Here is a 22,532-nt window from a genome sequence, read left to right as displayed (position 1 = left end):
GCACCAACTCGTTTGGCTTCGGCGGCTCCCCACCGCACGCTAGGCCGGGCCGTCGCCCACCCGCAAACGTATAATTAATTGTTGGTTAAGGCACGGGATTAACGGGGTACCTGGTGCGGCAAGTCGCCCGGGATTCTGTGCTGATTTCAGACACTTCGTTCCGGGGTAGTCCTCATGACCCGTTGATCGGAGTTGATCGCGCTCGCCGAATTGGCGGCGGCAATTTTGCTTGAAGTCGCCTCCTCCGTCATTGCGAACGCAGCGAAGCAATCCAGGGTTTTGCCACGGAGGAATTCTGGATTGCTTCGCGGCGCTCGCAATGACGGCGTTGAGGCAGTTGAGTGCAATAACTGTGATCTCGTGCCCGACAACGCCCCATCCGTAGGTGCCTGGTCACCTCCCCGTCACTTCTGCTTGCTCCTTGGGTCTTGTAACAAAACTGTCATGCAGCAAAACTAAACGATGGCCGGGGGCCGCGGTCGCGGCCATTGCCGCCTCACCGCAGGAGATTTCGATGCGCCGTTCACTGGTGTTGCTGTCCGCCGGGCTGACAGTCTTGTCCACCGGACTTGCCTCCGCCCAGAACAACACGCCCCGCAACCTGATCCTCTTCATCCCCGATGGTCTGCGCGCGCTGAAGGTGACGCCTGAGACCGCGCCGGCGATGGCCGAGGTCCGTGACAAGGGCGTCAATTTCAAGAACCCGCATTCGCTCTTCCCGACCTTCACCATGGCCAACGGCTCGGCGATGTCGACCGGTCACTATCTCGGCGACACCGGCGTGTTCTCCAACACGATCTGGACCAACTATACGTCCGTCCCTGCCGGCGACACCGTGGTCCCCTTCATCGAGAACGACGCCGTGCTCGGCGACATCGACGAGCATTTCAAGGGCGACTATCTCAACGAGGAGACGATTCTGAAGATGGCCCGCGACAAGGGCTTCAGCACGGCCGCGATCGGCAAGGTCGGTCCGACCTACCAGTTCGACCACACTGACAAGCCCGAAAAGGCCGGCCTGCATTCGGTCGTGTTCGACGACGCCACCGGCGGCAAGAACGGCGTGGCGCTGTCTGACGAGATGAAGGACGCGCTGACCAAGGCCGGCCTGCCCCTCGCCACGCCACCGCGCGGCGACAATTCCAAGGCGGGCGATGCCAAGACGCCCGGCACCGTCGTCGCCAACGTCGCGCAGCAGGCTTATTTCGCCGACGTCGCCGCCAAGGCCGTGCTGCCGATGTTCAAGGCGCGCAACAAGCCGTTCGTGCTGGTGTTCTGGTCGCGCGACCCTGACGGCACCCAGCACAACCAGGGCGACAGCCTCAACCAGATCAAGCCGGGCATCAACGGCCCGAGCACGATGGCGAGCATCAAGAACGCCGACAACAACCTCGCCCAGCTCCGCAAGGCGCTCGACGAGCTCGGGCTGGCCGCGAATACCAACATCATGATCCAGGCCGACCACGGCTTCTCGACCATCTCCAAGGAGAGCAAGACCAGCCCCTCGGCCAAGGTCAGCTATGACGACACGCCGAAGGACTTTTTGCCGATGGGCTTTTTGGCGATCGACCTCGCCAAGGCGCTCGACCTGCCGCTGTTCGACCCCAACGACAAGAACGCCGCCGTCACCGGCAACGCCCATCCGAAGGCCGGCAACGGCGTGCTCGGCAAGGATCCGACCAAGCCTGACCTCGTCATCGCCACCAATGGCGGCTCGGACCTGATCTACCTGCCGAACAAGGACAAGAAGCTGGCGGTCAAGACCGTCAAGGCGCTGCTCGAGCAGGATTACGTCTCCGGCCTGTTCGTGGACGACTCGCTCGGCCGCATCCCCGGTACCCTGCCGCTGTCGAGCATCAATCTGCGCGGCAAGTCGGCGACGCCAACGCCGGCGATCGTCGTCAATTTCCGCTCCTATGCCAGCGATTGCGGTGAGGCGCCGACCAACTGCTCGGTGCAGGTCGCCGACACCGTGCTGCGCCAGGGCCAGGGCATGCATGGCAGCTTCAGCCGCGGCGACACCATGAACTTCATGGCCGCGATCGGTCCGGACTTCAAAGCGGGCTATGTCAGCCAGATCCCGGTCAGCAATGCCGACGTCGGCATGACGGCCGCCCAGCTCATGGGCCTGCGCGGCCCGCAGAACGGCGGCCTTGTCGGCCGCGTGATGTCGGAGGCCCTGCCCAACGGCATCGTGCCGAAGGCCTATACCGGCACGCTGAAGTCCAAGCCCGCAGAGGGCGGTCTGGCGACCGTGCTGAACTTCCAGCGCGTCGGCAGCCAGCGCTATTTCGACGCCGCCGGTTTCCCGGGCCGCACGCTCGGGCTCGAGCCGGACGCCGGCAAACAAAAAACGGCGGGGAAATAACCCCGCCGTTGTCTGTCGCGCCTCGCAAGGGGCGCGACAGTCTCGTCTAACTCTTACATTCCCAGATCTTTTACATGCCCAGATCTTTTACATGCCGATGTCGAATACGTTCGGCAATTGGCCCGCCAAAGGCAGCGCAGTGGCGCCCAGGAAGGTCGCCACCATCGCCATCAGGCGACGGTTGTTCTGGCGCTTGCCGCGCATCTGTCCGGCGATCCACTCCAGCATCTCGCTGTTGACCTTGGCGGCGTAGGACGGCGCCCAGCTCTCGATCTCGGACTCTGCCGACAGCGCGACGCTGCGCGGCGGCACCTTCAGGCCCGAGGCGCTGGCGGCGTAATGGGCAACGGCCTTGGCGAGCAGGTCGTCGAACCGGCCGCCATCGGTGCGCTCGGTTGCGGCTTCATTGATCTCGAACAGCGCCTCGGCTTCGGCGCGGCTGACCGGCTGGTCGTTGACGGCCGTGGCGGTCAGGATGCGCGCGCACCAGGCGGTGTCATCGGCATCGAGCGAGCGGGAAAAGTGGACCCGGCCCTTGGTGGTCGGGCCTTCGCCCGTGATCACGCCGTCGCGCACGACGGTCAATGCATGAGCCGCGGTATCGCGGCAGGACGGTTCGAGGGACGGCGACTCAACAGACTTATGCGCAGCGGCAGACATAGTTCACTTCCAGATTTCTTCTGATCGACCAGCATTTTCATGCGGGCGTAAAGGGGTGGTTAATGATTCGATATGGGGATCGCGACTTTTCTCAATGGTTGCCGATTAGTCGCTACGAGGACCATTTCGGTTCCGGAGGCGTCGGGGCGAGCGTGATGCGGGTCATAAAAGGCTTTATGGGGGCAATCGAGACCGTACGGCTCCGGTCGAGATGTTTCGTCGCAGGCGCGGCTGTAACAGAAAGGTGCTAGGAAATCGGCCCTTCAGAGAAGAAATTCACATTTTACTTGAAGCGGTTCACTTAGGGCCGCGAAGACCCTATACTGACCGCGACGGCCGAAGATAAATTACCAAGTAAATTCAATGAGATGAGGTAGAACCATGACACTCCCGATCGGCACCACCGCGCCCGACTTCGAAGCCGAGACCACCGAAGGGAAGATCAAGTTCCACGACTGGATTGGCAATAGCTGGGCTCTCCTGTTCTCCCACCCCAAGGACTTCACGCCGGTTTGTACGACCGAGCTCGGCGCGCTTGCCAAGCTGAAGCCGGAATTCGACAAGCGTGGCGTCAAGCTGATGGGCCTCTCGGTCGATCCGGTCGACCGCCATTCCAAATGGTCGGAGGACATCAAGGAGACGCAAGGCGCCGCCCCCAACTACCCGATGATCGGCGACACCGACTTCAACGTGTCGAAGCTCTACGAGATGTTGCCGGCCTCGACCTCGGGCGATCCCCTCACCCGCACGCCGGCCGACAACCAGACCGTCCGCAACGTCTTCATCATCGGGCCGGACAAGAAGATCAAGCTGGTGCTGGTCTATCCGATGACCACAGGCCGGAATTTTCAGGAGATCCTGCGCGTCATCGACTCGCTTCAGCTGACGGCGAAGCATCGCGTCGCCACGCCGGCCGACTGGACGCAGGGCGAGGACGTCATCATCGCCGGCTCGGTTTCCAACGACGAGGCGAAGACGATCTATCCGCAGGGCTGGAAGGAACCGAAGCCCTACATCCGCATCGTGCCGCAGCCGAAGTGACTTTTGGCGATCGCGGATAGCGACCGCAAAAAGTCATCCCGGGGCGATGCGTCAGAACCCGGGATCTAGAGATTCCCTGGTGCGCAATGCGTACCAGGGTTCGGTCCTTCGGACCGCCCCGGAAATGACCGAGTTGGATCAGGCCGCGTGCACGCGGTCGAGGAAGCTGTCGACCTCGGCTTTCAGATGCAGGCTCTCGCCTGACAGTGCCTGGGCAGAGGCAAACATCCGGCTCGAGGTCTCCCCCGTCTCGCTCGCGCCCTTGGCTGCATGACGGACATTGACCGCGACATCGGCAGTACCGGAGGCCGCAGCGCGAACGCTGGCCGCGATGTTGTGGGTGGCACTCCTCTGCTGCTCGACGGCGGCCGAGATCGAGCCCGCGATGCCGCTGATGCGCTCGATGGTCTGGCCGATCGCCTTGATGGCGGTGACCGATTCCTCCGTTGCAAGCTGCATGCTGGCGATCTGGTTCGAGATCTCGTCTGTCGCCTTGGCGGTCTGGCCGGCGAGCGTCTTGACCTCCTGGGCCACCACCGCGAAGCCGCGACCGGCGTCCCCGGCACGCGCGGCCTCGATGGTGGCGTTCAGCGCCAGAAGATTGGTCTGCTCGGCGATCGAGGTGATCAGCTTGACGACGTCGCCGATGCGCGCGCCCGCCTCCGAGAGCTGCGCCATGCGCTGGTCGGTGGCTTCGGCCTGCCGTACCGCCTCGGCGGAGATCTCGTTCGATTCCTGCACCCGGCGGGTGATCTCGGAGATCGACTGGGACAATTCGTCGGAGGCCGAGGCCGCCGTGCGCACGTGCTCGGAGGCGTTCTCGGATGCGCCGGCCGACTGCGCCGACAGATCGGCGGTGGAGCGTGCGGTGTCGGTGAGTTGCCGCGCCACCCGCTCGAACTCACCGGAGGAGCTCAGCACCTTGTCGAGGATGCCGCCGACGCTGCCGCGGAACTGCTCGACGAAATTGCGCAGCTCCGCCTTGCGCTGCTCTGCCGCGGCAGCCGTGGCCGCGGTCTGCTCGCTGCGCAGGCGCGCCCGCTCCAGCGAGTTGCTCTTGAAGACGGCGACCGTGCGGGCGATCTCGCCGATCTCGTCGGCGCGATCCTCGCAATCGATCTCGACGTCGCTCTTGCCTTCGGCGAGCGCCGTCAGCGAGCGCGTGACCGAGGTGAGCGGCTTGGTGATACGGCGGACGACCAGCAAGGTGAGGACCAGGACCAGGAGCGCGGCGATACCGGCCGCGATCGCCATGCTCTCGATGGCCTGGGTCAGCATGCTCTCGAACTGCGCCATGGGGATGCCGACATAGAGAATGCCGACGACCTTGCCGGTGGCATCCGCGACCGGGAAATAGGCGGTCATGAAGGTTTTGCCGAACAGCGTGGCCGGGCCCTTGTACGCCTCGCCGCGGCGCAGGACGGCCTGCCCGGGATGATCGGCGGCAAGCTGGGTCCCGACAGCCCGGTCGCCGTTCTCCTTCTTCACGTTGGTCGAGCGGCGGACGAACTGCCCGCTCGCATCATCGAACACGAACAGGGTCGCGTTGCCGCCGACATAGGACACCGCACGATCGACGATGGCGTGATCCCTGAACTCCGGCATTTTGGGAATCTCGGCGCGCGCCACCCCGCCATCCCGCATCGTGATCTTCGCGTCGGGAACGACCTCGGCAAAAGCCAGGGCCAGCGTGCGCAAATTGACCTCGATGTCGCGCAGCGCACGATCGTTGAAGGCGGAGGTGAGCGACCAGTATCCGGCGCCGACCACGAGCGCCGTGTTCACGGCGATCAGCAGCACGGCGCACAGGACGGCCTTGGTACCCAGCTTGAATTGCGGCAAGAACTTTGCCGTCGCACGGTTGGACATGAATGGAACTACCCCCGGAATTCTTGCATATTCATGCAATCGGCTTACGACCGAATTAACGACGGTTCACACCGCCGCACGCGGCATGCTTGCCAAATTGTAAACGAGGCCCGCCCTGACCACGCCAAGCGCGCCGCCTGTCATCGTCTGGTTCCGCGATGACCTCCGCCTGTCCGACCATCCCGCCCTCCATGCCGCCGCGAAGACAGGCGCGCCAGTGATCTGCCTCTATGTGATGGATGAGATGGCCGGACGGCCGCCGGGCGGTGCGACGCGCTGGTGGCTGGCACAGTCGCTGCGGGCGCTCGGCGCCGAGATCGCCACGCGCGGCGGATCGCTGATCCTGCGCAAGGGGCCGGCGGCCAAGGTGATCCCCGAGGTGGCGCGGGAGAGCGGAGCCGCAATGGTCTACTGGAACGGGGTCGCGCAGGCGCCACATCAGGCCGTCGGGAAACAGCTCGAAGCGGCGCTGGCAAAGCTCGGCGTGGACTCGCAGAGCTTCCCTGGCGACTTGCTGGTGTCACCCTCGGCGATCCGCAACAAGGAGGGCCGCGGCCTTCGCGTCTTCACGCCGTTCTGGCGGCGGGTGCTGTCGCTGGGCGATCCGCCCAAGCCTCTGCCCGCACCGCGGGAGCTACGCCCTGCGCCGCAGCTCGCCAGCGACGCGCTGGAGAGCTGGACGCTCGAGCCGACAAAGCCCGACTGGGCTGGCGGCCTGCGCCAGACCTGGACGCCGGGAGAAGCCTCGGCCCGCGTACGCCTCCGCGACTTCCTCAAGCACGCCGCGCACATCTATGTCGGCGATCGCGACCGTCCGGATCGCGAGGGGACTTCAAGCCTGTCGCCTCATTTGAGGTTCGGCGAGCTCAGCCCGCGCCAAGTCTGGCACGCCGCGCGCTTTGCAGCAGCGGAGAATCCCGCGATCGGGCCCGGCGTCGAAAAGTTCCTGAGCGAGCTCGGCTGGCGCGAATTCTGCCGCCACCTCCTCCACGATCACCCGAGCCTTGCCACCGAAAACCTGCAAACGAATTTCGATGGCTTTCCCTGGAACGGAGACAAGAAAGCGCTCGCCGCCTGGCAGCGCGGACGCACCGGCTATCCCATCGTCGATGCCGGCCTGCGCGAGCTCTGGCACACCGGCGTGATGCACAACCGGGTGCGGATGGTGGTGGCGTCCTTCCTGGTCAAGCATCTCCTGATCGACTGGCGCGACGGCGAGAGCTGGTTCTGGGACACGCTGGTCGATGCGGATGCCGGCAGCAATCCCGCCAACTGGCAATGGGTCGCCGGCTGCGGCGCCGACGCCGCACCCTATTTCCGCGTGTTCAATCCAACTCTCCAGGGCGAGAAGTTCGACCCTGATGGAGTCTATGTCCGGCGCTGGGTGCCCGAGCTGAAAGACGTGCCGGCCAAGCTGATCCACCAGCCCTGGCAGGCATCACCAATCGAGCTTGCGAGCGCGGGCGTCACGCTCGGCAAGACCTATCCGCAGCCGATCGTCGATCACGCGAAGGGGCGCGAGCGCGCGCTCGCCGCCTACGCAAAGATCCGCAAAGGTTGAGCGCTGCTTTGACTCGATTTTGAAACCCGCTATCGTCATCGCTCCATACAAACCGTGGGGGACGATATGGACGACGAGAAGCCGATCACCGAACAGGCGCTGGACACGATCACCACCGCCCTGGAAGCAACCAGCGAAGCCGCAGTCACCGCCGTCAAGAAGGTCAGGAAAGCCGCCAAGAAGGTCGCGAAGAAAGTAGCGCCGAAGCAGGCTTCCAAGAAGAAAGCCAAGAAGGCGACCAAGAAGGCATCCAAGAAATCTGCGAAGAAAGCTTCGAAGAAAGCTGCAAAGAAGTCGTCGAAGAAAGCGGCCAAGAAGGCTGCAAAGAAGGCCACCAGGAAGTCCGCGAAGAAGGCAGCCAAGTCGAAAAAGAAGGCCAAGCGCTGATCGCAGCGCTCGAGCAGGTCTCCGGGTACGGGCGCGCCCGGAGACTTCTCCCGCCCCTACCCTCGCCGCTTGGCGGCGCGCCGGCCCGGGTGATGCTCGCCTTGCGGATCACGAAATTCGCTGCGATGGCCGCGCCGGTCCTCCTTGGCGAAGCGCCTCCGCTTCTCGGATGAGCCGAACTGCTTGATCACCTTCCGGCCGTTGACCTTCTTGATGACATAGCCGCCTTCCGTCATCGAGAACGGCGCCTTGAGCGACCCCATATGGTCGAACTTGGTGCCGCGGGGATGCTCGAACGGTTCGAACCAGGACGGATAGACGAAGTTCGACATCGGAAAGCCGTTGACGAGAAAAGACTCCTCTTCCACGGCGTCGCAGACCTCGTAGGCATATTGGGTGTGCCGGGTCTTGTCGGCCCACAGATTGGCCATGGGATCGAGCACCATCTCGAACAGTTCGTGCGAGGCCGCCAGGCTGACGGGATCGTCCTCGCCGAGTGCCTTCAGAAAGATCTTTGAGATCGGCTGGCCGCGGTGCGTCAGCTCGTGCCGCCCGAGGAAGTTCTTGTGGGTGGCGTCGTCAAAATAGAGCAGCTGCCAGTCCGTCGGCTTCGGGTTGCGGGTGACGTCGAGATCGATGGGATAGCCCCAGACCGGCAGGAAATGCTCGTCGTAGCATTTCTGGAGCGCCGCCGTGAGCCTCCCCATCATCCGCTCGCTCATCATCTCCTCGGCGTAGTTGATGCAGGCAATCCGGACCGGCCTCAAGGACCTGCCGAGCAGTGCACGCCGTGCTTTTCTCATGGAAATCACCTTGCCAAAGGGAAGCTGAAATCAGTCCAGCCTAGCACGAGCGCGCGCCGCACGTCAGGGATGTATTCCGACGTACTGGCCTGCCTGCCTAGAAACGCCGGTTGACCACGAACACCGCCGCCGCGCACATCGCCATGCCGGCAATCGCCAGCGCATCGAGCTTCTCCCCGAACAGCAGATAGGCCATCAGCGCCGTGACGGCGGGCACCAGGTAGAACAGGCTCGCAACCGAGGTCGCGGCAGCGTGGCGGATCAGCCAGTACAACAGCCCGATCGATCCGATCGAGAGCGCCACGGCGAGCCAGGCAAGCGCGAGCACGAACTCCCGCGTCCAGTGCACCACGCGGTCCTCGAACAGGAAGGCGCCGACCGTGAAGAAGACGGTGACGGCGATATATTGGACGAGATTGCCGGCGCGCCAGTCGATGTGGTTGCAGTAGCGGCGCTGATAGAGCGTGCCGAGCGTGATGCTGATCAACGACACCACCGAGGCGAGCCAGCCGAGCCCCGCCTCGCCGGTCATCGGACGGCCGTGCAGGATCAGCGCTACACCGCCGAGGCCAAGCACCAGCCCCGCCCATTGCACCGGCGTCACGCGTTCGCCGAGCCAGCGGTTGGCGATGGTCGAGGTCAGGATCGGTTGAAGGCCCGGAATCAACGCCGAGAGTCCGGCCGGGATCGAATGCGCAATCGCAATGGCCGTGCCGCCGAGATAGAAGCCGTGGACGAGAATGCCGGCAACAGCGCTATGCGCGACGTCGACACGGTCCGGCCATTTCGGTCGCGCGATCGCCACGATGATCGCCATCAGGCCGACCACGATCGCCATGCGAATGGCGAGATAGGTCAAGGGATCGGCGTTGTTGATGATGTATTTGGTGCCGATGAATCCGGTGCTCCAGAGCACGACGAACAGGATCGGTGCGGCGCGGGCGGTCAGGGCTTCTTGATTATGGTTCATTGCCGCCCTCATTGCCCGACCGGGGCCCGTGCGGCAATGCGAATTTCCGAACGAGCGATGCTGCGCTGCGACGGACAGCGGGAGCGCAGCTCAGCTGCTCACCATTCTTCCGGACAGGGGTCGATGATCTTCCAGAGCTCGACACCGTTCTTGATCTTCTTCATGTCGGTGGTGAGCCCGCCATTGCGGCGGATCCAGTCCTTCACCGTGTTGGGGTAATAGGACATCAGGTCGGACGTCCCCTCCGCGCTGGTGACCTTGATGCCGAAGGTGAAGGCCTTGTCGTAATAGGCCTGGTGGAAGCCGAGGCTGGCGCGCGGCGTCACGCAGATCTTGTTCATCGGCACCATGCCGAGCACCAGGGTGCAGGCCGAGTTGCAGATGCCGTCGATGATGACGCGCTCGCCCTTCTCGCGGACGCGCTTGTACTTGGCCTTGTACTCCTCGACGTAGCCGCCGTGGTCACGGGTGATGTGCAGCTCGGCGCGCGCCGGCGTGGCGGCGGCGGCGACGGAGAGCAACAGCAGGCTCAAAAGCGTGATGCGCATGGTGCGTGACGGCGAAAGCCTTCAGGAATGAACCGGCCTCGAAGGACCCCCAAAGGGCCGGCGACAGGATTCTTAAGCGAATTCTCTTTGGCCATACTTGTGTGGGGAATTCGTTAAGCATCCCGAAAAGGCCAAAAATGGGCAGCCTTGGACCCGCTTCGGCAATTCTGTCACACCCACCCGGGAATCTGCGGGTTTGGCCCCGATTTCGGGGTGCCGGACGGGTGTCCCAGCGGCTCGAAATGGCTATAAACACCTGACCTATTCGCGCGGGTTCCGGAGAATCGAGATGAGCACGTTGAAGCTTGTAGCCGCGGTTGCTGCCCTGTCGGCCGCAATCCTCGCCCCCAGCCTTGCGGAGGCGCGTGGACACCACCGGTACCACCGCCACTACACCAACCCGCTGCCCTACCCGATCAGCTATCTGCACAATTACGGGCCCGGCGTTACCCCCGGCACCTTCGCCTTCTACGACGGCCCGTCGAACAACCGCTGCTACCAGAGCTCGGCCACCTATATCGGCCAGGACGGCCGCCGGCACCCCTGCTTCTGAGGGGCGCTGGCGCGTCCTCTGCGGGGGGCCGCTATTTGGCGGTGCCCGACAGCAGCAATTGCTTCTCGATCTCGTAGACCGGCAGCTTGACGAGGTCCTTGCCGACCTCGCACTGAAGCGCCTTGCGCACCACGACCGAATAATCGGCGCGGATCATCCCGAGCGCGCGTGGTGAGGCCACCATGGTCAGGGCCGAGGTCTCGCCCGCGCTGACGGCGGCATCGAGCCGGCCGGCCAGGCTCCGCAGGAAGGCCCGCTCGGCCTCATCGTGCCAATCGGTCTGCTCGACCGAGCTGCGCGCGCCGCTGACGGCGGCGTTCAGCCGGCCCGGCGCATCGGTCCCTTGCGCACCGGTCGAGGGATTGGGCTGCTCGTGCACCTCCCGGGTGTGGAGGTTCGGAAACATCTCGTCGCCGAGGTTTTCCAGAATGAGCGCCTTGCGCCCGTCGCACACGATCAGCCAGTCACCCTTGTCTAGTCTCATCTTGTCCATTGCACAGCTCCAGGCAATCTCGCGAGCCTGCTCTTCGAATTCCTCAAAGCGCTGGCTACGGCAAGACTAGGGATGAAGTCGTGCCGGCGAATTGCGCAGGATCAAAGATGAACGCAATGTCCTGCCAGGCAGCGCCAGTGCAAGCGCAGCATTGGTCACGCGCGCGAACCTGGGATAGTCTTGCGAAGCGAAAGGTCAGGTCTGCGGCGAGCTTTGCTGAAGATTTGTTCATCAGCATTACATTTCGGTTCCGCCACAATTTGATCAGAACAACTTCGATATCCTGTATTGCGTAAGCAGAGGAAGACATCATGAATCTCAAGACTGGCCTCGTCGCCGCATCCCTGTTCGGTGCCATCATGGCATCACCGGCGGCGTCCGCCATGCCCATCGCGCCCGCACCTGCGACGCCGCAGGTCTCCGACGTCGAGCAGGTCCGCATGGTCTGCGACGCCTGGGGACGCTGTTTCTGGCGCCCGAACTATGATGGGTATTACGGCCCGCGGCCGTATTACGGGCCCCGATATTATGGGTATGGGCCGCGCGCCTATGGGCCTCGCTATTACGGACCACGCTATCGCCGCTGGTGATTTCCAAAGGGGCCCTCTCGGGCCCCTTCGCTTTTGCGAGATCGCGCGTTGTGTCCATTCGCGTGCTCGCGGCTTGCGTGGAGCGATTCCAAAACTGATCTAGATCAAAGATGAAATTCGATGTGCCGTCATTCTGCGTCGATGGCGGATTTCATTGTTTTCCGATGCCCTCAGACGGGCATGAATGTGCAGACGCATCTCGAGAGGCAGCCAAGGCCTGACGAGCGGAGCCTTGACGAGCGGAGGCTTGAGGGGCGGCGGCTCGAGGGGCGGAGCTTCGAGTCCTTCGCCTGTCCCGCCTGCACGCGTCTCCATTTCATCGACCTCGCCTCAGGCCAACCGATGAACCGGGACCGTTGACGGTGACATCGACCCGCCGCGCCGCGTGGCATGATGTCCGCAATACTACGGCCCGGAATCCGGTTTACTGAATCATCCTGTTTCGCCATTGATTGCGATGTATCGATTTTCATTTAATTGTCACATTTCAGCATTCGGCCAGAAGCATGTTCTTCGACGCTCTCGCCCCCTCATCCGCGCTCCAGTTGATCCGGTTTTCCGATGTCGACGCGTTTCGGCCGGCCGAGTCGATGGAAGACGCCCGCAGCATTCCGCTCGACGTCGCCAACTTCGCTGCGGCGCGTGCGATCGTGAACCTGCCGGGGTGCCGGCTCATCGTGGCGAGGTCGTTTGCGCGGATTCTCGATACCGCCTATCGCGCACCGGGCGGCATGGTGATCCTGCCGATGACCGACGATCTGCGCGCCAGCTCGAGTGGGATCGAACTCGACTCGCGCTTTTTCATCGCCTTGCGCGGCAATCATCATTGTCATTTCGTCGAGCATCAGACCAATTACCACGCGCTGATCATGTTCTCCCCCGCGCTCAGGGATCGCGGCTGGTTCGATCGCGCCGATGCATTGTGGGTTCGCATCGCGGACCCCGTGGCGCATCTCTACGCGCGTCAGCTTGTTCTCGACATCCTGCGGACCGCGTCCGTAGAGCCGCACATGTTCGAAACCACAGAGGTCGCCGCGCATCTCCAGGAGGGTCTGCTGCTCGCCTTCGACGATTTGTTTCAAATCGACCCGTTGTCTGATCGCACCGCCCCGAATGCCGGCGCGCGATCAGCCAGGCTCGTGCAACAGATCGACGATTACGTCGCGGCCTATCCGACCGCTCCGATCTATACGGCCAATCTCGCCGGCGAGTTGGGCGTTTCGGTCCGAACGCTCGGCGGCGCGGTGAGCAAGGTGCGCGGCATGAGCCTGCATCAATACATCCGCCTGAAGCGGCTGTGGGCCACACGCTCGCGGCTCCTGAAGGGCGGCGGCGCGACGGTCGCCACGTGCGCACGCGCCCAGGGATTTCATCACCTCGGCGAGTTTGCCGCGGCCTACCGCGCGACCTTCCACGAGGCGCCCTCCGACACGCTGGCACGGGCCCGGCACACCTGCCGTTCCGCAAGCTGACATCACAGGCGCGACGCCGATGGCTTGCCTTGACCACGCGTCGGGGGGCTATGGAACAGGTTCCCTCGAACGAGGTCGTCAGGTCCGAGCAGTGCGCCGCCAGCCAGCCCCGGGGGCGCGCTGAGAAACCCCGCGCGCCTACGCGCGGGGTTTTTCTCGCCGTCAATCAAGTGGTTCAGGGAAGAGAATGTCCATCAACCGCAACGTCCTGTTTCTGATCATCGGCGCTCTGGTCGTCACGGCAGCCGTGCTCGGCTACAACCTCTACCAGGCGAAGAAACAGCCCGACGGCCTGCAGATCAATGTCGGCCCCAATGGGCTGAAGATCCAGGGCAAGTAAGGGGACCCGAAGATTGAGCCGGCCGGGCCTCGAGGCTCCGGCTTTGCAAGTGGCGCGCTCGGAAGGATTCGAACCTCCGACCCTCGGAATCGAAATCCGATGCTCTATCCAGCTGAGCTACGAGCGCTCCGGCCCGGGTATTGGGCCGCAACCGAGAAGCGCCTGACCGCTGCTGGCAAGCCAGAGCACCGGACGGCGTTCGGATCGGTTCGAATTAGCAGAGAGATTGACCAATAAAAAGCCCTCTCCGTCTCGTTTCGAGACGGTCGGAGGCGCCCTTACCAGGTCGTGTTGAAGAGACCGAAATGGGGCTGCTGCGCGACCAGCATCATCGACCGGCCCTGCTGTGGAGCCGGATGCGCCCTGGCGACCTTGCGCTTGGGCTGAGCCTGGATCTGAGGCGTCTGCCCCTGGGGAAGCTGAGCCTGCGCCTGAACTTGCGGCTTGGCCTCGGTCTTCCTGGCCGCAGCGGCGTTGGCCTTCGGGGCCGGCGTAAACTGGGCGAAGGTCTCGCGCACCCGCGCCTTGGCCGACATCTCGGCCAGCTCCGGCGAAGCAGCCTCCTGTACCGGCGCCTGAGGCGCAACGACCGCGGCGGTCTTCACTGCGGGTGCGGCAATCGTCGGCTGGCTGGTGTCGAGCACGACACGCTCAGGCAAATGGCGATCCGACCGAATCCGGATCAAGGGCTGATCGTTGCTTGCGGTGACAATGGCCCGTGCGACCGGTTGCGACGGCAGAACGTAATCCGCTGCGAACAACAGTGCGAGCAACGCTCCACCGACGAAAACGAAGTACCTGAAAATGGGCATCGGCCACGCTCCGCCCCCCGCATCCCCGCGTGGGCTCTTCGCCTTAAACCGGCGATCCTCTAATTGGTTCCTGCACCCGGCCCTTGGTTCAAATGGCAACGCCAAGTTTTTTGGCCAAGGCCTGCGGACAGTAACTTTTCCGCTACCGGGAACTGCCGGGCGTTACGCGCGCCGTGCCGCGACCAGCGAACACTTCGCCTGATCGGCGTTAACGTTGATGAAGCCGACAGGGATACGGGCAAAGGTCTTGCGGCTCTTCATCGTTACCGTGTCGGCAAGCACGCGGCTGCGGTCGGTGAGATGACTGCCATCGCGCCGCGTGAACGCGCAGACGATCTCCAGATCCTTAACGGCATAGTCATTGTCGTTTCGCAGCGTGAACGTCACCAGCGCCTTCGAGCCGAGCCCGCCACGGCGCCAGGTCTGCGATGAGATTTTGAGGCGATCGAGTTCTGCCGCTGCTGGAGCCTGGGCTTCGACAATCGGCGAGACCGCCGCCGCCGTACTGCCCGGAGGTGCCGGTTCGACCGTTGCCACGTCAGACTTCACCGGCTCGGTGCTGTTGCCCCTGGAGAGCGGCAGCAGCATCCACACCCCGCAGCCGACGATGATCGCCGCCAGTAGCCAGAGCAGGCTTCGCCCGAACGAGACGCTCGCGATCGTCACGGCTCGCGCCAGGCGCTCGCCGCTCCCGGCGAAACGTCCCCACCCGATCCAATCAAACCTGGCGTTCATGGCTGTATCACCGACCGCGGCCTGGGCTCGTTCGACGACGGACTCGGCCACTGCTTACCTTAATCCGGGAGACGAACTAAGGTTCCCGCGCTCATGCCGAGTCGGCAAGGACGGTGGCGATCACCAGCCGGGGCCGCTAACATGCGCTGCAACATCGAAGACCCCGTTGGGAGAACATGAAATGCCAGTCGTCGTCACTTGGGATCACGTCCATCTGCGCAGTCCCGATCCGGAGGCCACAGCGGCCTGGCTGCGGGACATCCTCGGCGGCGAGATCGTGCGCGCACCGGGACGGATCGACGTGAATCTCGGCGGCGCAAAGATCTTCATCGCATCACTCGAGGGCGACAACGCCGTCAACCCGCCGCCGCCGCACCCGCATCAGGGCCTCGACCATCTCGGTCTCACCGTGAAGGACATCGACGCCGTCGCGGCCGAGATCAAGGCCAAGGGGGTCACCTTCACGCGCGAGCCGACCACGATCCGGCCCGGCGTGCGCATCTGCTTCATCCGCGGCCCGGAAGGCATCTCCATCGAGCTGCTCGAGCGCGACAAGAAATACACCTAACGCGGCGCCGCATCTGAGGTCGACGAGAGGCCGGGCGTGCTGTCGCCCGGCTAGCTCATGCTGCCGGGCATAAAGCAGCGGATGGCGACGCCCATGTAGCCGTAGATCGGCCACACCATGGTGCGCCCGACCCGGTTCGGCTCCGAGATGACGGCCTCTTCGGGCACATCAACCCAGACGAGCTCCTGCTGCTGGCCGTCGAGCACGTGGCCCAGGCGCGGGATGCGGACACGATAATGTCCGTCCTTGCTCTCCCAGTCAGTGTCCGAGAGCGCCGAGCCGTCGGCATCGGAACAGCAAGGCCCCTTGCCGCTGCGCAGGCCGTCGAACCACGCCTTCAATTCGGCATTGGTGTTGACGAACTGGCCGCGGTCGCGTGCATGCCCCGAGGGGGCTGCGAGCGCGATCAGAGCCAAGGCGCAAGTGAGGCTCACCATGCTTCGCCAGCGTGGCGCACCACCGGTCGGCCGTTGTGTTTCGCAAATCGTGGGACGCACACTGTACAGACGCGGCTCATCGCCGCCGGAATCGATCCAGTTGCTCACGTTTGTCTTGCTCCAGCACCCCGCGGCCAGTGCAACAATGGTTATGCATTTCGCGGGCCAACTTGATTCGCAACGACTGGCCTCGCGTCATGATCAGACCGTCATGGCGGTGTCATAGACAAGCCGGGACAACTACGGCTGGCGGCGGCAAGATCGCACCGCCGCCCGGCAAACTGCCGCGTTGCGCGCGGGAACGCGCTTTGGCATAAAAGCTCTACCGGTTACGCCGTTGGGCGATGGCGGCCGGCCTGTGGGACGTGATGAAGAACGGCCTCTATTCGATTCACGTGAACCTGCTCGACGGTCGAGTCGGTAAGGGCAGCGGCGTGATTCTTTTTCGCGACGGCAAGATCCTTGGCGGCGATGCGTACCTCTATTACACCGGCAGCTACGTCGTGAAGGACGACCACACCTTCAAGGGCGAGGTGCTGGTGCAACGGCACACCTCGCCGCGGGGCAACGACAATCCGCTGTTCGGCGGCCCCGCCCCGGTCGGCATCGGCGTCAGCGGGACTTACACGGACACCCGCGCGGAGATGACGGGCACAGCGCTCGTCGGCAAGGCCAGCCTGATTTTCGGCGCCACGCTGCACAAGCTCGCGGAAGCTGATTAGGCGCGGGACTATTCCGCAGCCTGCTCGAGCGGCGCGGTACGCGGCAGGATGATCTGGATGCGCGTCCCCTCGCCCGGCTCGGAATCGAGATCGAGCCGCCCGCCGAGGCGATTGGTGACGATGCTGTAGACGATGTGCAGTCCGAGGCCGGTGCCGCCCTGGTCGCGCCGCGTCGTGAAGAACGGATCGAAGGCGCGGCGGCGGACGTCGAGCGACATGCCGCAGCCATTGTCCGAGAAGATGATCTCGACATTGTCCTTGCCGGACTCGCGCACCTGGATGTCGATGATCCCCGGCCGGCCGTCCGGGAAGGCGTGCGCCACCGAATTGAGAAACAGATTGGTCAGCACCTGGCCATACGGGCCGGGATAGCTGTTCATGGTCAGGCTCGGCTGGCACTCGACGTTGAGCGTCAGATTGTGTTTGCGCAAGCCGGGCCGCAGGCTCATCACCACCTGCTCGGTGAGGTCGCCGAGATCGAAGCTGCGCTGGTCCGAGTAGTTGCGGTCGGCCGCGACCTGCTTGAACGACTGGATCAGTTCGGCCGCGCGGTTCAGATTGGAGACGAGCTGCGAGGACGCATCGCGGCTGGTGTTGAGGAAGTCGTTGAGCGTGGAGCGACGGAGCTCGCCGCGCTCGACTTCGGAGGTGAACATCGCGGTCTTGCGCTCCAGCGCGGATGCGACCGTGAGGCTGATACCGACGGGATTGTTGACCTCGTGGGCGACGCCGGCGACGAGCCGTCCGAGCGCGGCGAGCTTCTCCGCCTCGATCAGCGAGGCCTGGGTCTCGCGCAGGTTTCGCAACGCGGTCTCGGCCGATTCCTTGGCTTTGCGCATCTCCTGCTCGCCGCGCTTGCGCTCGCCGATGTCGAGCGCCACGGTGACGATCCGCTCGATCTCGCCGTCGGCATCGAGCAGCGGCAGCTTGTTGACCAGCCATTGCCGCATATTGCCGGAGGAATCCTTGTACTCCTCTTCGTAGAAGCCGAGACCTTTTCGAAGCCTGAGCACCCGCTTGTCGTTCTCGTCGGTCTTGGCTGCACCGTAGCGCGACATCAGATCCGCGGTGGTGCGGCCGAGCGCATCGGCGGGCTCGATGCCGAAGATGCCGGCCATGTAGCGGTTCATCAGCACGTAGCGCAGCTCGCGGTCCTTGACGTTGATGACCGCGGGCACGGTGTCGATGACCTGCTGGAGCAGGCGCCGTCCTTCGGCGATCGCGTCTTCCGCCCGCTTCTGGTCGGTGATGTCGCGCAGCGTGCCCTCGTAGCGGACGATGTTGCCCGCCTCGTCCCGCACGCCCGTGGCGCTGTCGGAAAGCCACAGGATGTTGCCGCTGCGCTGGCGTACCTGGTACTCGAACTCGCGCACGATGCCGTCGCGCGCCATCAGCCGCTGGTATTCGGCGCGCGCCTCGGGGTGGACGTAGATGGTGTGGGCGATGTCGTTGATGCTGTCGATGAGCTGCTGCGGGCTGTCATAGCCCATCATCCGCGCCAGCGCCGGATTGGCGTTGAGCAGATCGCCGGCCGGCGTCGTGACATAGATGCCGTCGACCGAGCCCTCGAACAGTTTGCGGTAGCTTTCTTCGGCGAGGCGCTGCTCGGTGAGCGCCCGCACCGCCGCCTCGCGCGCCGTGTCGGCCTCCTCCAGCGCGCGGCGGAACACTTCGGCCGCGCGCGCGATGTCGCCGATCTCGTTATCGAGGTCGGCCGACGGGATCGAGGTGTCCTTCTCGCCCGCTGCGAGCGCGCGGATGGATCTCGCGATCTTCGCAAGCGGCCGGACGGTCCGCCGCACCACGAAGCCGGCCGCGAGAATGCCGATCAAGACGCCGATGGTGCCGAACACGATGCTCTGCCACCGCGCCTCCGTCAGCGTACGCGCGAAATCGCGCGACAGCACGTGGCCGCGCCTGGCGCTGACCTCGCGCAGCAGTTCCGTGACGCGGCCGATCAGGCGGCCCTCGGTGCCCAGCACCTCGCGGTCGATATCGGCGATCTGCCGCTCCCGGACCGCCACCGCGATGATGGCCTCGGCATAGTCGTTCACGGCCGTCTTCAGCCTGGCGTCCGCGATGTCCATCGCCCGCATCCCCTGTGCGGCCTGCTCGGCGGCGGACGGGTTGCGCGCGAGCAGCCCGAGTGCGATCCGGCTCTGCGATTCCGACAGGCGGGAGGCGAGCTCGCGGTCCGCCGCGGCTCCGACGGCCACGTCGAACCGGTCGCGCAGCGGCGGCAGCCCGGCGAGCAGCTGGGCGCGGCGGTCGATCAGGGTCGAGATCCGCTCGAGGCCATTGCGATAGGTCGCAAGGCGCTCCGTGACCCCGTCGATCATGTCCTGCTGCTCGGGCGCGAGCTCGATGCGGGTCTTCCTCAGGATGTCGTTCAGCGTCGAGGCCGCCTCGCCGACCTGCTTGAACTGGGTGCCGGCGCCGGGATCGGTGACGAAATCGCGCGCGGCGAGCCGCAGCTCGTTCATGCGGCGGTCGATGTCCTCGGCGAGGTCGCCGACGCTCTGGAGCCGCTGCAACTCAGCGAAGGTCGTATCGATGTGCCGGATCGCGATCACGCTCGCGGTCGAGGTGACGATGATCACGGCCAGCACCAGGAGGAAGCTGCCGAAGGTGAGCTGGCCGATGGAGAGCGAGAATGTTCGCTTTTTCTCAGGGGTCGGCGTCAATTCGGCGGACATTGGGGCTTTTGAGGACCGGGCTATTGGAGGCCCAATATACGATGGTTTGCGGCCCCGGGGGAACATGCCTCTAGCCGTTGAATATCCTTAATATCGCGAGCCCGCCGCCCTTCTCCCCACCTGATTATGACGTTTTGACGCTGACCGGCCGCCGGGCCGGAATCGTCATGGCGGCGACGCCGAGGACGACGCAGGCAAGCCCGATCCAGGCGGTCCGGCTCAGGGTTTCGCCGAGGAAGGCGACGCTGATGGCGACCCCGATGGGCACGCGCAGATAGGCCTGCGCGGTGGTGCCGACCGAGCCCAGCGTCTGGATCAGGCGGAAGTAGATCGCGAACGCCGCCGCAGTCGAGAAGGTCGCCAGCGCGAGCAGCGCCAGCACGGAACTCAGCGAGGGCGACAGCGTCCAGGGCTGTTCGACGATCAGCGAGGCCGGGATCAGCGCCGCCGCACCCGCCAGCAGGGAGCCCGCGGCCGGTGCCATCGGATCGAGACCTTTAAAGCTGCGGCCGAAGATCGCGGCGCAGGCGTAGCAGATGGTGGCGGCGACGATGGCGGCCTCCGGGACGAGGCCACTGCCGACGTCGTGGAAAGCGTCGACGCCGACGATCAGCAGGATGCCCGCCATGCCGGCGACCACGCCGAACAGTTTCCGCGGCGTCGTCACCTCGTGGCGCGTGACGACGGCCGTGAGCAGGAAGGTGAAGATCGGTCCGGCCGAGTTGAGGATGGTCGCGAGCGACGCGTCGACATGGCGCTCGCCCCAGGCGATCAGCGTCCAGGGGATGACGCTGTTGAGCACGGCCTGGAACGCGAAGCGTTGCCAGGTCGCGGCATCCATGGGCATCCTGATGCCGCGTGCCCACATGACGACGAGCAGCAGCAGACCGGCGACCGTGGTGCGCGCCGCGATCAGCGTGATCGGCGGAATGGTGGCGACGCCGAGCTTGATGAAGGTGTAGGAGCCGCCCCAGAGCGTTGCGAGCGCGACCAGCAGCGCCAGCTCGAAGGCGATGTTGGGGTCCCGTCCCTGATCCATTTTGCACGTCCCGTCCATTCGCGATGGACAGAACCTAGCGCGTCCGTGGCCGCCAATACTTCGTTTGGTATCGAAGTATCCTAGCCGACCACTCCGACCTCGAACACCTCGCCGTCATAGCCGGCCTCGCGGGGAATACGGAGCTGGCGGCCGCCTTCGGTCTTGGTCATGACCGGCATCACCGTGACGACCGACATGCCGCGGGCATGCTCCAGCGCGGCGCCCACGCTACCCTGCTTGGCGAGCCGGATCAGGTTGCGCGTGGTCGGGAACGGCAGCTTGAAGCGGCCGCTCTCGCCGCCCTCCACCGCCTCGCGCGGCGACACCCAGATCGAGTCGGTGGACTCCCGGCCGTCATGGGCGCCGAGCTGATCGGGCGGTGCGGCCGCGAGGAAGAACCAGGTGTCGAACCGCTTCGGCATGCCCTCCGGCGTGATCCAGTGCGCGTAGGGCACCAGCGTGTCGAGCGCGAGTTGGAGGCCGTTGTCGGCCAAGATGCTCAGGAAGCTGATCTTGTGTTCGTTGAGGGCGACGCGATGCTTGTCGGCGATCTCGCCGGCGCGCTTGGCATCGATCGGTGTGCCCGAGCCGTTCGCCCGCGCCAGCAGGATGCCACTCTCCTCAAAGGTCTCGCGGATCGCGGCGATCCGAAAACCGCGATCCGATTCACTCAGGCCCTCGCCGCCCGAATAGAGGTCGGCACGGGCGACGATCTCGTTGTCGCCGGCATCGACGCTGCCGCCGGGAAACACCAGCGCGCCCGAGTTGAACTCGATCTGATGATGGCGGACCATCATGAAGACTTCGATTTCCTTTGCGCCGTCACGGAGCAGAAGGATGGTCGAAGCCGGGCGTGATGCTGATGTCTCGGGCATTCAACTAACCTGCGGCGCTGGATTGCGGGCCAAGATTGGCGCGCTTGTCGACGCGGGCGACGCGCGACAGGAGGTAATCGACCTCCGCCTTCGCCGCCGGCGTGATGGTCGCGCCCGGCTTGCGCTGGGCGCTGGAAGCGATGATGCCGCGCTTCTGCAGCACGTGCTTGCGCACCGCCAGACCTGCGCCTGGCTGCTGCTCGTAGCGGATCAGCGGCAGATGCGCGTCGAACAGATCATGCGCAGCGTCACGCTTGCCCTCCTTCGAGAGGCGCACGACGTCGATCAGGAGCTCCGGGAAAGCGTAGCCGGTCATGGCGCCGTCGGCGCCGCGCTCCATCTCGAAGTCCAAAAAGAGTCCGCCATTGCCGCAGAGGATCGAGAGCGGACGGAGCGAGCCGTCCTTCTGGAAGCTGCGCAGCGTCGAGATCTTTTCCAAACCCGGCCAGTCCTCGTGCTTGAGCATCACGCAATTCGGATTGTCGGTGACGATCTTGCGGATCACCGCAGGGGTGAAGATCACCGAGAGCGTCAGCGGATAATCCTGCAGCACCCAGGGCACATCGGGCCCGATCGCCTCGGCCGCCTGCTTATAGTAGCCGACGATCTGGTCGTCGGTACGGAGCGACGGCGGCGGCGCGATCATCACGCCGGCCGCGCCGGCATCCATCGAGGCCTTCGCCAGCGAGCGCATGGTGGCAAAGCCCGGCGCGGAGACGCCGACGATCACCTGCATCTTCTTGGCGCGCTTGACGAAGCGCACCGCCACCTGCTCGGCCTCCGCGGCATCGAGCTTCGGCGCCTCGCCGAGGATGCCCAGCACCGTGACGCCGTCGCAGCCGACCTCCTCGTAGAAATCGGTCAGGCGGTCGATCGAGCGCTCGTCGATCCGGCCGTCATCGTGGAACGGTGTCGGCGCGATTGCGAAGGTGCCCTTGGCGTCGGCGGTCAGTTTCATTGGGTCTCTCAATCCTATCGGCTATCGTCTTTCCG

The 22,532-nt window shown here is 64.6% G+C and carries 24 protein-coding genes and 1 tRNA gene; 11 read left to right on the top strand and 14 right to left on the bottom strand.

Annotated elements, in window-relative coordinates; genetic code table 11:
* Positions 1-514 precede the first annotated feature (514 nt).
* On the top strand, positions 515-2,368 hold the full coding sequence (locus tag AB7Z56_RS18205) for an alkaline phosphatase family protein (RefSeq protein WP_354124196.1): 1,854 nt from the start codon (positions 515-517) through the stop codon (positions 2,366-2,368).
* Positions 2,369-2,455: 87 nt separating this feature from the next.
* On the opposite strand, the gene AB7Z56_RS18200 is transcribed toward AB7Z56_RS18205, so the two are convergent.
* A complete protein-coding gene (locus AB7Z56_RS18200) occupies positions 2,456-3,028 on the bottom strand; it encodes a hypothetical protein (RefSeq protein ID WP_028154483.1) in 573 nt (190 codons plus the stop codon).
* A gap of 381 nt (positions 3,029-3,409) precedes the next feature.
* Here AB7Z56_RS18200 and AB7Z56_RS18195 point away from each other — a divergent pair, with 381 nt between their 5' ends.
* Positions 3,410-4,069: a peroxiredoxin gene (locus tag AB7Z56_RS18195; RefSeq protein WP_014494579.1), complete on the top strand. Its 660-nt coding sequence runs from the start codon at positions 3,410-3,412 to the stop codon at positions 4,067-4,069.
* A gap of 138 nt (positions 4,070-4,207) precedes the next feature.
* Here the strand turns inward: AB7Z56_RS18195 and AB7Z56_RS18190 are convergent, their stop codons facing one another.
* Positions 4,208-5,938, bottom strand: coding sequence for a methyl-accepting chemotaxis protein (locus AB7Z56_RS18190; protein ID WP_354124195.1), 1,731 nt, complete (start codon positions 5,936-5,938; stop codon positions 4,208-4,210).
* Between the two features lie 169 nt (positions 5,939-6,107).
* On the opposite strand from AB7Z56_RS18190, the gene AB7Z56_RS18185 reads away from it, so the two are divergent.
* Positions 6,108-7,499: a cryptochrome/photolyase family protein gene (locus AB7Z56_RS18185; RefSeq protein ID WP_441256828.1), complete on the top strand. Its 1,392-nt coding sequence runs from the start codon at positions 6,108-6,110 to the stop codon at positions 7,497-7,499.
* A 66-nt stretch (positions 7,500-7,565) separates the two neighbouring features.
* Positions 7,566-7,886: a histone gene (locus AB7Z56_RS18180; RefSeq protein WP_354124194.1), complete on the top strand. Its 321-nt coding sequence runs from the start codon at positions 7,566-7,568 to the stop codon at positions 7,884-7,886.
* Positions 7,887-7,942: 56 nt separating this feature from the next.
* Here the strand turns inward: AB7Z56_RS18180 and AB7Z56_RS18175 are convergent, their stop codons facing one another.
* The 3 genes from AB7Z56_RS18175 to AB7Z56_RS18165 form a co-directional block, all read right to left on the bottom strand.
* On the bottom strand, positions 7,943-8,689 hold the full coding sequence (locus AB7Z56_RS18175; protein ID WP_354124193.1) for a hypothetical protein: 747 nt from the start codon (positions 8,687-8,689) through the stop codon (positions 7,943-7,945).
* 97 nt (positions 8,690-8,786) lie between these two features.
* A complete protein-coding gene (locus AB7Z56_RS18170; RefSeq protein WP_085405495.1) occupies positions 8,787-9,659 on the bottom strand; it encodes a DMT family transporter in 873 nt (290 codons plus the stop codon).
* A 98-nt stretch (positions 9,660-9,757) separates the two neighbouring features.
* A complete protein-coding gene (locus AB7Z56_RS18165) occupies positions 9,758-10,207 on the bottom strand; it encodes a hypothetical protein (protein ID WP_354124191.1) in 450 nt (149 codons plus the stop codon).
* Positions 10,208-10,496: 289 nt separating this feature from the next.
* Here AB7Z56_RS18165 and AB7Z56_RS18160 point away from each other — a divergent pair, with 289 nt between their 5' ends.
* The gene (locus AB7Z56_RS18160; protein ID WP_063982649.1) at positions 10,497-10,760 is read left to right on the top strand and encodes a hypothetical protein; all 264 of its coding nucleotides are present in this window, start codon (positions 10,497-10,499) and stop codon (positions 10,758-10,760) included.
* A gap of 31 nt (positions 10,761-10,791) precedes the next feature.
* Here AB7Z56_RS18160 and AB7Z56_RS18155 read toward each other — a convergent pair whose 3' ends face one another.
* Positions 10,792-11,253, bottom strand: coding sequence for a host attachment protein (locus tag AB7Z56_RS18155; RefSeq protein ID WP_354124190.1), 462 nt, complete (start codon positions 11,251-11,253; stop codon positions 10,792-10,794).
* A gap of 311 nt (positions 11,254-11,564) precedes the next feature.
* Here AB7Z56_RS18155 and AB7Z56_RS18150 point away from each other — a divergent pair, with 311 nt between their 5' ends.
* The 4 genes from AB7Z56_RS18150 (at position 11,565) to AB7Z56_RS18135 (ending at position 13,655) form a co-directional block, all read left to right on the top strand.
* Positions 11,565-11,843, top strand: coding sequence for a hypothetical protein (locus tag AB7Z56_RS18150; protein WP_071912916.1), 279 nt, complete (start codon positions 11,565-11,567; stop codon positions 11,841-11,843).
* Between the two features lie 141 nt (positions 11,844-11,984).
* The gene (locus AB7Z56_RS18145; protein WP_225048974.1) at positions 11,985-12,203 is read left to right on the top strand and encodes a hypothetical protein; all 219 of its coding nucleotides are present in this window, start codon (positions 11,985-11,987) and stop codon (positions 12,201-12,203) included.
* A 146-nt stretch (positions 12,204-12,349) separates the two neighbouring features.
* Positions 12,350-13,315: an AraC family transcriptional regulator gene (locus tag AB7Z56_RS18140; RefSeq protein ID WP_354124189.1), complete on the top strand. Its 966-nt coding sequence runs from the start codon at positions 12,350-12,352 to the stop codon at positions 13,313-13,315.
* A gap of 187 nt (positions 13,316-13,502) precedes the next feature.
* The gene (locus AB7Z56_RS18135) at positions 13,503-13,655 is read left to right on the top strand and encodes a hypothetical protein (protein ID WP_014494567.1); all 153 of its coding nucleotides are present in this window, start codon (positions 13,503-13,505) and stop codon (positions 13,653-13,655) included.
* Positions 13,656-13,705: 50 nt separating this feature from the next.
* On the opposite strand, the gene AB7Z56_RS18130 is transcribed toward AB7Z56_RS18135, so the two are convergent.
* The 3 genes from AB7Z56_RS18130 to AB7Z56_RS18120 all read right to left on the bottom strand — a co-directional run bounded on the left by AB7Z56_RS18130 (position 13,706) and on the right by AB7Z56_RS18120 (position 15,202).
* Positions 13,706-13,782 (bottom strand) — tRNA-Arg (locus AB7Z56_RS18130).
* Between the two features lie 151 nt (positions 13,783-13,933).
* A complete protein-coding gene (locus AB7Z56_RS18125; protein WP_247301776.1) occupies positions 13,934-14,467 on the bottom strand; it encodes a hypothetical protein in 534 nt (177 codons plus the stop codon).
* Positions 14,468-14,629: 162 nt separating this feature from the next.
* Entirely contained in the window at positions 14,630-15,202 is a 573-nt protein-coding gene (locus AB7Z56_RS18120; RefSeq protein WP_354124280.1) for a hypothetical protein, read from the bottom strand.
* 181 nt (positions 15,203-15,383) lie between these two features.
* On the opposite strand from AB7Z56_RS18120, the gene AB7Z56_RS18115 reads away from it, so the two are divergent.
* Positions 15,384-15,770, top strand: a complete 387-nt coding sequence (locus AB7Z56_RS18115) for a VOC family protein (protein WP_085405489.1) — start codon at positions 15,384-15,386, stop codon at positions 15,768-15,770.
* Between the two features lie 50 nt (positions 15,771-15,820).
* Here the strand turns inward: AB7Z56_RS18115 and AB7Z56_RS18110 are convergent, their stop codons facing one another.
* Complete coding sequence (locus AB7Z56_RS18110) at positions 15,821-16,315, bottom strand: hypothetical protein (protein WP_085405488.1); 495 nt, start codon at positions 16,313-16,315, stop codon at positions 15,821-15,823.
* A gap of 260 nt (positions 16,316-16,575) precedes the next feature.
* On the opposite strand from AB7Z56_RS18110, the gene AB7Z56_RS18105 reads away from it, so the two are divergent.
* Entirely contained in the window at positions 16,576-16,929 is a 354-nt protein-coding gene (locus AB7Z56_RS18105) for a GrlR family regulatory protein (protein WP_354124278.1), read from the top strand.
* An 8-nt stretch (positions 16,930-16,937) separates the two neighbouring features.
* Here the strand turns inward: AB7Z56_RS18105 and AB7Z56_RS18100 are convergent, their stop codons facing one another.
* The 4 genes from AB7Z56_RS18100 to AB7Z56_RS18085 form a co-directional block, all read right to left on the bottom strand.
* Entirely contained in the window at positions 16,938-19,625 is a 2,688-nt protein-coding gene (locus tag AB7Z56_RS18100; RefSeq protein WP_283016825.1) for a PAS domain S-box protein, read from the bottom strand.
* 124 nt (positions 19,626-19,749) lie between these two features.
* Positions 19,750-20,664: a DMT family transporter gene (locus AB7Z56_RS18095; RefSeq protein ID WP_354124188.1), complete on the bottom strand. Its 915-nt coding sequence runs from the start codon at positions 20,662-20,664 to the stop codon at positions 19,750-19,752.
* An 80-nt stretch (positions 20,665-20,744) separates the two neighbouring features.
* Positions 20,745-21,539, bottom strand: a complete 795-nt coding sequence (locus AB7Z56_RS18090) for an NUDIX hydrolase (protein WP_354124187.1) — start codon at positions 21,537-21,539, stop codon at positions 20,745-20,747.
* A 4-nt stretch (positions 21,540-21,543) separates the two neighbouring features.
* Complete coding sequence (locus AB7Z56_RS18085; RefSeq protein ID WP_354124186.1) at positions 21,544-22,497, bottom strand: dihydrodipicolinate synthase family protein; 954 nt, start codon at positions 22,495-22,497, stop codon at positions 21,544-21,546.
* Positions 22,498-22,532 lie beyond the last annotated feature (35 nt).

It is taken from the genome of Bradyrhizobium sp. 482_C4_N1_8 (assembly GCF_052075965.1).
Classification (GTDB): domain Bacteria; phylum Pseudomonadota; class Alphaproteobacteria; order Rhizobiales; family Xanthobacteraceae; genus Bradyrhizobium; species Bradyrhizobium barranii.
This window is presented reverse-complemented; position numbering and strand designations above follow the sequence as displayed.

Coding starts and splice junctions, on each gene's coding strand:
- AB7Z56_RS18105 (WP_354124278.1), top strand. CDS start 16,576: ATGAAGAACGGCCTCTATTCGATTCACGTGAACCTGCTCGACGGTCGA.
- AB7Z56_RS18190 (WP_354124195.1), bottom strand. CDS start 5,938: ATGTCCAACCGTGCGACGGCAAAGTTCTTGCCGCAATTCAAGCTGGGT.
- AB7Z56_RS18175 (WP_354124193.1), bottom strand. CDS start 8,689: ATGAGAAAAGCACGGCGTGCACTGCTCGGCAGGTCCTTGAGGCCGGTC.
- AB7Z56_RS18145 (WP_225048974.1), top strand. CDS start 11,985: ATGGCGGATTTCATTGTTTTCCGATGCCCTCAGACGGGCATGAATGTG.
- AB7Z56_RS18150 (WP_071912916.1), top strand. CDS start 11,565: ATGAATCTCAAGACTGGCCTCGTCGCCGCATCCCTGTTCGGTGCCATC.
- AB7Z56_RS18085 (WP_354124186.1), bottom strand. CDS start 22,497: ATGAAACTGACCGCCGACGCCAAGGGCACCTTCGCAATCGCGCCGACA.
- AB7Z56_RS18115 (WP_085405489.1), top strand. CDS start 15,384: ATGCCAGTCGTCGTCACTTGGGATCACGTCCATCTGCGCAGTCCCGAT.
- AB7Z56_RS18125 (WP_247301776.1), bottom strand. CDS start 14,467: ATGCCCATTTTCAGGTACTTCGTTTTCGTCGGTGGAGCGTTGCTCGCA.
- AB7Z56_RS18195 (WP_014494579.1), top strand. CDS start 3,410: ATGACACTCCCGATCGGCACCACCGCGCCCGACTTCGAAGCCGAGACC.
- AB7Z56_RS18095 (WP_354124188.1), bottom strand. CDS start 20,664: ATGGATCAGGGACGGGACCCCAACATCGCCTTCGAGCTGGCGCTGCTG.
- AB7Z56_RS18200 (WP_028154483.1), bottom strand. CDS start 3,028: ATGTCTGCCGCTGCGCATAAGTCTGTTGAGTCGCCGTCCCTCGAACCG.
- AB7Z56_RS18090 (WP_354124187.1), bottom strand. CDS start 21,539: ATGCCCGAGACATCAGCATCACGCCCGGCTTCGACCATCCTTCTGCTC.
- AB7Z56_RS18170 (WP_085405495.1), bottom strand. CDS start 9,659: ATGAACCATAATCAAGAAGCCCTGACCGCCCGCGCCGCACCGATCCTG.
- AB7Z56_RS18155 (WP_354124190.1), bottom strand. CDS start 11,253: ATGGACAAGATGAGACTAGACAAGGGTGACTGGCTGATCGTGTGCGAC.
- AB7Z56_RS18160 (WP_063982649.1), top strand. CDS start 10,497: ATGAGCACGTTGAAGCTTGTAGCCGCGGTTGCTGCCCTGTCGGCCGCA.
- AB7Z56_RS18135 (WP_014494567.1), top strand. CDS start 13,503: ATGTCCATCAACCGCAACGTCCTGTTTCTGATCATCGGCGCTCTGGTC.
- AB7Z56_RS18140 (WP_354124189.1), top strand. CDS start 12,350: ATGTTCTTCGACGCTCTCGCCCCCTCATCCGCGCTCCAGTTGATCCGG.
- AB7Z56_RS18180 (WP_354124194.1), top strand. CDS start 7,566: ATGGACGACGAGAAGCCGATCACCGAACAGGCGCTGGACACGATCACC.
- AB7Z56_RS18205 (WP_354124196.1), top strand. CDS start 515: ATGCGCCGTTCACTGGTGTTGCTGTCCGCCGGGCTGACAGTCTTGTCC.
- AB7Z56_RS18120 (WP_354124280.1), bottom strand. CDS start 15,202: ATGAACGCCAGGTTTGATTGGATCGGGTGGGGACGTTTCGCCGGGAGC.
- AB7Z56_RS18100 (WP_283016825.1), bottom strand. CDS start 19,625: ATGTCCGCCGAATTGACGCCGACCCCTGAGAAAAAGCGAACATTCTCG.
- AB7Z56_RS18165 (WP_354124191.1), bottom strand. CDS start 10,207: ATGCGCATCACGCTTTTGAGCCTGCTGTTGCTCTCCGTCGCCGCCGCC.